Below are 7,326 nucleotides of genomic sequence, written 5' to 3'. Positions count from 1 at the left end.
ATTGCTGTTTGCACTGGGCTCTGAAGCCGCTCGCGATATGAACCAGCTATTTATTGAAGGTACTATTGCTAAGCGCTATTTGGCCTTAGTGCGCGGCTTTGCACCAGAGTCAGTATTTTTAGATAAACCGCTTAAAGAAGAACTTGATAAAATAGCCGATAAGTTTGCCGATCAAGATAAAGCACCGCAAGAAGCGCAAACCCAGTTTAATTGCTTGCACCAAGTTGCATTGCCTATTCCTATTGGTAAGTACCCAACAGTGCGTTACTCGTTAGTGGAGTGCTTTCCAAAAACGGGGCGCAAGCATCAAATTCGCAGACACTTAAAGCACTTATCACTGCCTATTATTGGTGATGTAAATCACGGTGATAATCAGCATAATCAATTTTTTAGGGAGCATTTTGAGCTAAGACGCCTAATGTTATTTGCAACAGAGCTTAGTTTTGTGCACCCTTATAGTAATGAATCAATAACAATTAAAGCGCCACTAGGTGAAGACATGCTTGAAATATGTAAGCAGCTAGGTTGGCCAGAGCAAGAAAAGGATTATTAATGGCACATATTAGTATTTTTGTAGGCAGCGTTAATGGCGGNCAGCCACAATAGAGCAAGCGGGTCATACTGCAACAGTAATTACTGAAGCATCACTTGATGATATAAAAAATGCATCGCATATTTTAATTGTTACCTCCACAACAGGCCAAGGTGATGTACCGAGTAATTTGGCAGGATTGTACTTTGCAATGAATAGCACTTTCCCAATGCTTACCGATAAACCGTTTGGTGTAATTGCAATGGGTGACAGATGCTACGGCGATACATTTTGTGGCGCAGGGCGTAGCTTTGACGAGTTACTACGCGATTTACAAGCAAAGCCTGTGGGCAACCGCCTAGAAATAGATGCATGTGAAGATTTTGAACCATGGCCAGTAACCGAGCCTTGGTTAAAAGTATGGCTAGAAAAACTACCTGCTTAATCCTTAACTTTAAGGTATTAAAAAAGGAGCGCATGCGCTCCTTTTTGCTTTTATAGCTTTATAAATTAACTACTTCTGACATCTACTTTAAGTTTTAGCTTTTGGCCAGGTTGTAAGTATTTTTGACCGGCTAAATTATTCCACTTAATAATTTCGTTAACGCTGAGATTAAATTTAGACGCAATACGTGCAAGTGAATCACCTCGGCGTACTTTGTATGTAATAGTACGGTTGGTGCTTGCCGTTGCTTGTGGTTTATTAGCTGACTTATACACAGTTAGTTTTTGATTTAGGCGCAACACAGAGTTTTTCTTTAGCTTATTCCATTTAGCCAACTCATCCATAGTTACGTCATATTCGCGGCTAATGTCCCATAACGTGTCGCCACTTTTAACTGTGTGCGAAAGCTTTGTGCGAGTTGCTTTATTAGCAGCTAAACGCATCTGCTTTGGTAAATGCTCGCTATTTATAGCGCCATCAGTAAGCGGGACTAATAATTCTTGGCCTACTTTAATCGTATTTGATTTGAGTTTATTAAGCGATCGGATTGCGCTTGAGCTTGTTGTAAACTTTTTGGCAATTACCGATAAGCTGTCGCCTCGAGCCACAATATAACGCTGCCAGCGTAATCTGTTTTTAACATCAGTGTTTGCTAGTTTTTGGCTAAATTCCTCTGCTTTATCAACAGGCAATAATAAAGAATGAGGGCCATTAGGATCAGTTGCCCAGCGGTTAAAACCAGGGTTTAATCTGTATAGCTCAGTAAGCGTCATATCAGCCATATCAGCAGCAAGCGCTAAATCTATTTGCGAGCCAACATCAACCACTTCAACCACTTGTGCATTAATTACTGGTTGCCATGTAACGTTAAAATCATCTGAGCGTTTTAATAAATCGGCAAGTGCTAATAACTTTGGTACGTAGGCTGTTGTTTCGCTTGGTAAATCAAGAGACCAAAAATCGGTAGGTAAATGCTTTTTACGATTCTTTTTAATCGCGCGCATCAAGCGCCCCTCACCCGAGTTGTAAGCAGCAATCGCATTTAGCCAATCGCCTTCAAGTGTTTTATGTAAATACGATAAGTAGTCAAGTGCTGCGCGAGTCGATTGCACTATGTCGCGACGACCGTCGTACCACCAGTTTTGTTTTAAATCGAATCGCTCACCGGTTGCAGGCATAAACTGCCAAATGCCCGATGCGCTGCGATTAGAATAACCAAACGGGTCAAATGCACTTTCTACAATAGGCAATAGTGCAATTTCGATTGGCATTTCGCGCTTTTCTACTTCTTCAACTATAAAGTGTAAGTAAGGTTCTGCACGTTTAGAAATACGATCTAAATAAGCTTGGTGGCGAGCGTAATAATTACGTTCAGTAACAACAGGGCGGTTTTGCGGTATTTCGATAGAAAGTTGGTAGCGAATTCGCTCCCACACATCATCAAACACGGGAGCTTCTTGCTCATCAGGGTCAACTTGCTGATATTGTGCGTTTACCATCAATGCATTGTTAATGTCGTTAGGACTTGCGCCTTCGAGTTGTTGGTTTGCTTGCGTGGCGACTTGAGAGTCTGAGTCTAGAGTTGTCACAGTTTGACAACCACTTAGCGCTAACGCCAAGGCTACTAATAGGGGAGATTTATTCATAAATACCAATACATCGGGTAAAAAACTCGGCGAATACTACCTGTTATGAGTTAACATTGCCACTTAATGACTTTTTAAAACGCAGAAATAGAATCATCACTATATCTTAAGTTAATGATTCTAATAAAATAAATATTAAAGTATTAGTTTGTGCATTAAAAATTGTCTTTGAACTGTCTCAGACTAGCAAAGTTTCCCCAAGGTTCATTGTTTTTTGTAACCGAGATGAATTTTTCTGGCACTAACTCAGTAATGGTTGGTAAATCGCTACGCATAAATGGATTTATTTTTAGCTCCTGTCCAATAGAAGTGGGTAGGGAGATTTGGTTATTACTGCGTAATTCATCTACTTTTTTACTGTACGCGAGTAGTTCTGGGTTACGTGGTTCAACCGCTTTGGCAAAGGCAAGATTAGCTTGCGTGTATTCGTGGGTGCAATACACACTGCAGCTTGCAGGCAGCTCTCTTAGTTTATTAAACGATTCCCACATTTGCTTTGGCGTGCCTTCAAATAAGCGCCCACATCCACCGCTAAACAATGTATCGCCTGTAAAAGCAAGTTCATCATTTGTATAGCAAATATGATCAAGCGTGTGCCCAAGAGTTGCTAAAATATTAAAGTTAACATTAAGCACACTGATGCTTTGACCATCAGTGAGTGCGTGAGTGACGCCTTTAAATGGACTATTTGCAGGGCCATAAACCGATATATCTGGATAGGCGTCAACTAATGCAGCTACGCCATCAGTGTGGTCGTAGTGATGATGCGTAATTAAAATACCACCAAGCGTTAGTTTGTGCTCAGCTAGATACGTTAATACGGGATGTGCTTGGCCTGGATCGACTACCCATGCTTGGTTACTATTATCGGTAGTTAAACACCAAATGTAATTATCAGAAAAGGCTTTAATTGCTTTGACTTGCACCATGGTAAATTGCTCTATAAAGTGACACTTACCGCATAGTATAACGAGCTCAAAAAATGAAACCAGCCCTTAGTTTTCAAGAAGGACCCAAACCACTGTCGTGGCAACAGTTTCCTCATGGGGATTATCTGCGCAAAGATATTGAACGCAAAATGGAGCAATGGCTACCGCGTATGTTTGGCTATCATATGCTTAAGCTAGGTAATTTAAGTGGCGAATTAAATACAAGTATAAGTACGATTAAACACCAAGTGTGTGTTGCAGAGCCTGGGCCTTACACCGGGGTAGTTGCTGACATAGATGAACTGCCATTTTACGAGCACAGTATTGATGCATGCATACTAAGTCACTGCTTAGAGTATCATTCAGACCCACATCACATTTTACGAGAAGCACATCGCACACTTATTCCGGGCGGCTATATAGTAATTACGGGATTTAACCCGTTTAGTTTGTGCGGACTTGCACAAATGCTGCCTTTTAGTGGTCAGAAATTACCATGGACGGGGCGCTTTTTTACCCCTGCGAGGGTTAAAGATTGGCTAAATTTATTGGGTTTTGAAATTGTAAGTGACGAACGTTTTATTTATTCATCACTGGCAAGAGGTAATAGGCTATCAAGATTTGAGTTTTGGCGGACTTTTGCAAAACAGTATTTAAAACCGATGGGCAGTGTTTATATGCTGGTGGCACGAAAAAGAGTTGCGCCACTTACGCCAATAAAACCTAAGTGGCATGCAAGGCCGCAGTTTGCGCCAGTAAAAGGGGCAGGCCTTAGACAAACGTCAAAGCAACACTTTAAATCGTGCGAGCAAGAAAAATAATACCAATTGCATTAAATAAGTGATCTATTATAGCGCTAAGAAAATAGCACATTAACAAGGCGAAAATTGTGACATATAGTTGTTCTATATGAATAATTTTTAACGCAGTTAGTGAGTTATATAATGCGATAGAATGAACATGTTTTTAATAAAATTGGTATAACAGCAACTAGCTTAGAATAAATTAAGGCTGGTAGCCTACATCTTCTAGTAAATCTTTACTGCCAGCGGCATCGCGCGCTAAATCGTCAACTATTTCGTTGTACTTATGGCCGCTATGCCCTTTAACCCATTTCCAGGTTACATTGTGCTCGCTACAAGCTTTATCTAGGCGTTTCCATAAATCGACGTTTTTAACCGGCTTTTTAGCTGATGTTAACCAGCCACGTTTTTTCCAGTTAGTGATCCACGATTCAATACCTTGCTTAACATATTGGCTATCGGTTGTTAGATTTACTTCGCATTCTCGAGTGAGTGATTCTAGGGCTACAATAGCCGCGAGCATTTCCATTCGGTTATTCGTTGTGAGTTTATAACCTTGGCTCATTTCTTTTTCGTGGCCGTTATAAATCATAAAAATACCATAACCGCCGGGGCCTGGATTACCTAAACATGAGCCATCGGTGTAAATCTCTACGGTTTTTTGCACTGTTTTACCTTGATCTTATGTACAATAAAGTGATTATAGAAAGATACCAGAATCAGGCTAAATTCGATATGGCACGTAGACAAATAGTTTTAGATACAGAAACCACCGGCATCGACCCTAAACAAGGGCACCGTATTATAGAAATTGGGTGTGTGGAGTTAGTAAATCGCCGTTTAACAGGCAATAATTTTCACGTTTATATAAATCCACAACGCCCAAGCGAAGAAGAAGCAATCGACGTTCACGGTATCACTAACGAATTTTTACGTGATAAACCGTTGTTTCATCAAATTGCCCAAGAGTTTTTCGACTATATTGAAGGGGCAGAGTTAGTTATTCATAACGCCCCGTTCGATGTTGGTCATATGGATAACGAATTTGCGCTGCTTAATCAGGGCTACCCTAAAACAGATACTTTTTGTCAAGTTCTCGACACGCTTAAAATGGCGCGTGACTTGCATCCAGGTCAAAAGAACAACCTTGATGCATTATGTCGTCGTTACGATGTAGATAACGGTAAACGAACGCTTCACGGCGCGCTACTGGATTCTGAGATTTTAGCCGATGTGTACCTTGCCATGACGGGCGGTCAAACAAAGCTAAATTTGAATCAAAATAAAGATGACGGCAGCGAGCAACAGAAGGGCGGTATAAAGCGTTTAAATAGTGATAGAGCCCCATTAGTTGTTCTGCGAGCAAGCGACGCTGAGCAAAGCGCACACGAAGCACGATTAGATCTTGTAAACAAAGAAGGCGGCCAATGTATATGGCGCGCTGAATAAGGCGATTTAATGAAAACGATGTATTTTGTAACAGCGTTATGTGCAGCTAGTTTATTTACTGGCAATGCATATGGCGTAAAACAAGTAGAAGTGCTCAAGCGCGATGGGCATCAAAATGAGATCCCTTTACTTGATAATCGTTTTCGCATAGATAGCAAAATAGATGAAATAACACTGCTTTTTTTTAGAAAATCAGGTGCACCTGCTGTTATTTTAGTGAGGCCCGATGGCAGTAAGTACTTTGCTACTGACTCAGTTAAAAACCCTAACTTAGATTGGTTTGACGAACTCAGCTACGATTTAGTAACCATAAAAAAACCTATGGCAGGTCCTTGGCAAGTAATAGGCAGTATTTTACCCGACAGCAGAATAGTTGTATTAGGCGAGATATCTCTTGAGGCAGAGCCTCTTCCTTCAATGTTGTTTAGGGGGGAGACAATAAAAATCACCGGAAAAATACTAAACGACGGTGAGCCAATTAACACAAACCTATTTAGAGATGTTGTTAGCCTTAATGTTGACTTTGTAAGTACTAACAATGAAAACTTTGCTAACTTTGGCGCAGGCATTCAAGAAGTAGCTGAATTTAAAGACGATGGACGCGGATTTGATGAACGCCCTAAAGATGGTGTATTTACCGGCGAGTTTACTTTAGATTTCCCTGCGGGTGAATGGACACCAGAGCTTTACGTTGCAACACCTCTGCTGCAGCGTCGCATTGTGCAAAATACAATAGAAGTGCACGAGCCGCCTTTTGTAACCGAAGTCGCGTTAGCAGAGCAAGACACAGATGAGCACCTGTTAACTATAAATATAGACCCAAGTATTGTTAAGCCAGAAACAGTCATCATCCAGGGGAAAATCTACTATCCCAATAACGAAGAGCAAATGTTTACCATAGATGCAGCTGCTAAAGACTCACGACAACTTAGTGTTAAAAATTATGATTGGGGTAGATATAGTGTTGAACTGTCTGTTTTTGGCACTAATATTAATGGTCGTGAATTTATGGCAACGCTACCAACGTATAAATTTGAGATAGAACGACCCATAGAAGCGGTGCCCGAAATTGATCCGGCAACGATTATTACGCCAGATAAAATGATTGAGAGTGAGCCTGTTGAAGAAAAAATGGCCACATCTACAATTATTAGTTTAATTGTAGGCTGCAATACGCTCATTTTATTACTCGGTTGGTTGTTAATTCGTATATTTGTTCAGAAAAAACCGATTAAATTTAAAGTAAAGCTGCCTTTTTTAAAGAAAAAGAAAACAAGTGAAGGTGATGTTGCCGACACAGAAAAAAATCAAGTCGGTAAAAATGGCTCAAAAAATGACAGATCAGGTGAAATTTTAAACCTTTCGATGACAGATGACTAAAAAACCTATAAAAAAACAAAAAAGCCCTTGACGAAATAGGGGTTGGTTCGTATTATTCACGCCGCTGTCAGGGAGACCTAAACAGCAACGGAAATATGGAGTGGTAGTTCAGTTGGTTAGAATACCGGCCTGTCACGCCGGG

Annotated in this window: 7 protein-coding genes and 1 pseudogene; 5 read left to right on the top strand and 3 right to left on the bottom strand. The window is 40.6% G+C overall.

The features are described from left to right. Positions 1–553: pseudouridine synthase (locus tag L654_RS0113495; RefSeq protein ID WP_024608205.1), on the top strand; the 553-nt coding region annotated here is incomplete at its 5' end. Then, positions 553–977, top strand: a pseudogene (locus tag L654_RS01000000126080) (flavodoxin domain-containing protein). The gene L654_RS0113495 and the pseudogene L654_RS01000000126080, both read left to right, overlap by 1 nt. A gap of 65 nt (positions 978–1,042) precedes the next feature. On the opposite strand, the gene L654_RS0113485 reads toward L654_RS01000000126080, so the two are convergent. Continuing rightward, on the bottom strand, positions 1,043–2,623 hold the full coding sequence (locus L654_RS0113485; RefSeq protein WP_007586008.1) for a LysM peptidoglycan-binding domain-containing protein: 1,581 nt from the start codon (positions 2,621–2,623) through the stop codon (positions 1,043–1,045). A gap of 155 nt (positions 2,624–2,778) precedes the next feature. Further along, entirely contained in the window at positions 2,779–3,552 is a 774-nt protein-coding gene (gloB, locus tag L654_RS0113480; RefSeq protein WP_024608204.1) for a hydroxyacylglutathione hydrolase, read from the bottom strand. 53 nt (positions 3,553–3,605) lie between these two features. Between gloB and L654_RS0113475 the strand changes: the two genes are divergently transcribed. Beyond that, complete coding sequence (locus L654_RS0113475) at positions 3,606–4,373, top strand: class I SAM-dependent methyltransferase (RefSeq protein ID WP_010555337.1); 768 nt, start codon at positions 3,606–3,608, stop codon at positions 4,371–4,373. A 184-nt stretch (positions 4,374–4,557) separates the two neighbouring features. Here L654_RS0113475 and rnhA read toward each other — a convergent pair whose 3' ends face one another. Further along, on the bottom strand, positions 4,558–5,022 hold the full coding sequence (gene rnhA, locus L654_RS0113470) for a ribonuclease HI (protein ID WP_007378210.1): 465 nt from the start codon (positions 5,020–5,022) through the stop codon (positions 4,558–4,560). Between the two features lie 68 nt (positions 5,023–5,090). Between rnhA and dnaQ the strand changes: the two genes are divergently transcribed. After that, positions 5,091–5,804 carry a DNA polymerase III subunit epsilon gene (gene dnaQ / locus L654_RS0113465; RefSeq protein WP_007586004.1) on the top strand — a complete coding sequence of 238 codons (714 nt, stop codon included), beginning with the start codon at positions 5,091–5,093 and terminating at the stop codon, positions 5,802–5,804. A 9-nt stretch (positions 5,805–5,813) separates the two neighbouring features. Then, positions 5,814–7,184 carry a TIGR03503 family protein gene (locus L654_RS0113460; RefSeq protein WP_024608203.1) on the top strand — a complete coding sequence of 457 codons (1,371 nt, stop codon included), beginning with the start codon at positions 5,814–5,816 and terminating at the stop codon, positions 7,182–7,184. The last annotated feature ends 142 nt before the right edge of the window (positions 7,185–7,326 follow it).

The sequence above is a fragment of the Pseudoalteromonas sp. TAB23 genome, assembly GCF_000498075.1.
In the GTDB taxonomy this organism is placed as follows: Bacteria; Pseudomonadota; Gammaproteobacteria; order Enterobacterales; family Alteromonadaceae; genus Pseudoalteromonas; species Pseudoalteromonas arctica.
The sequence above is the reverse complement of the archived record's forward strand: the minus strand, read 5'-3'. Positions and strand labels throughout refer to the sequence as shown.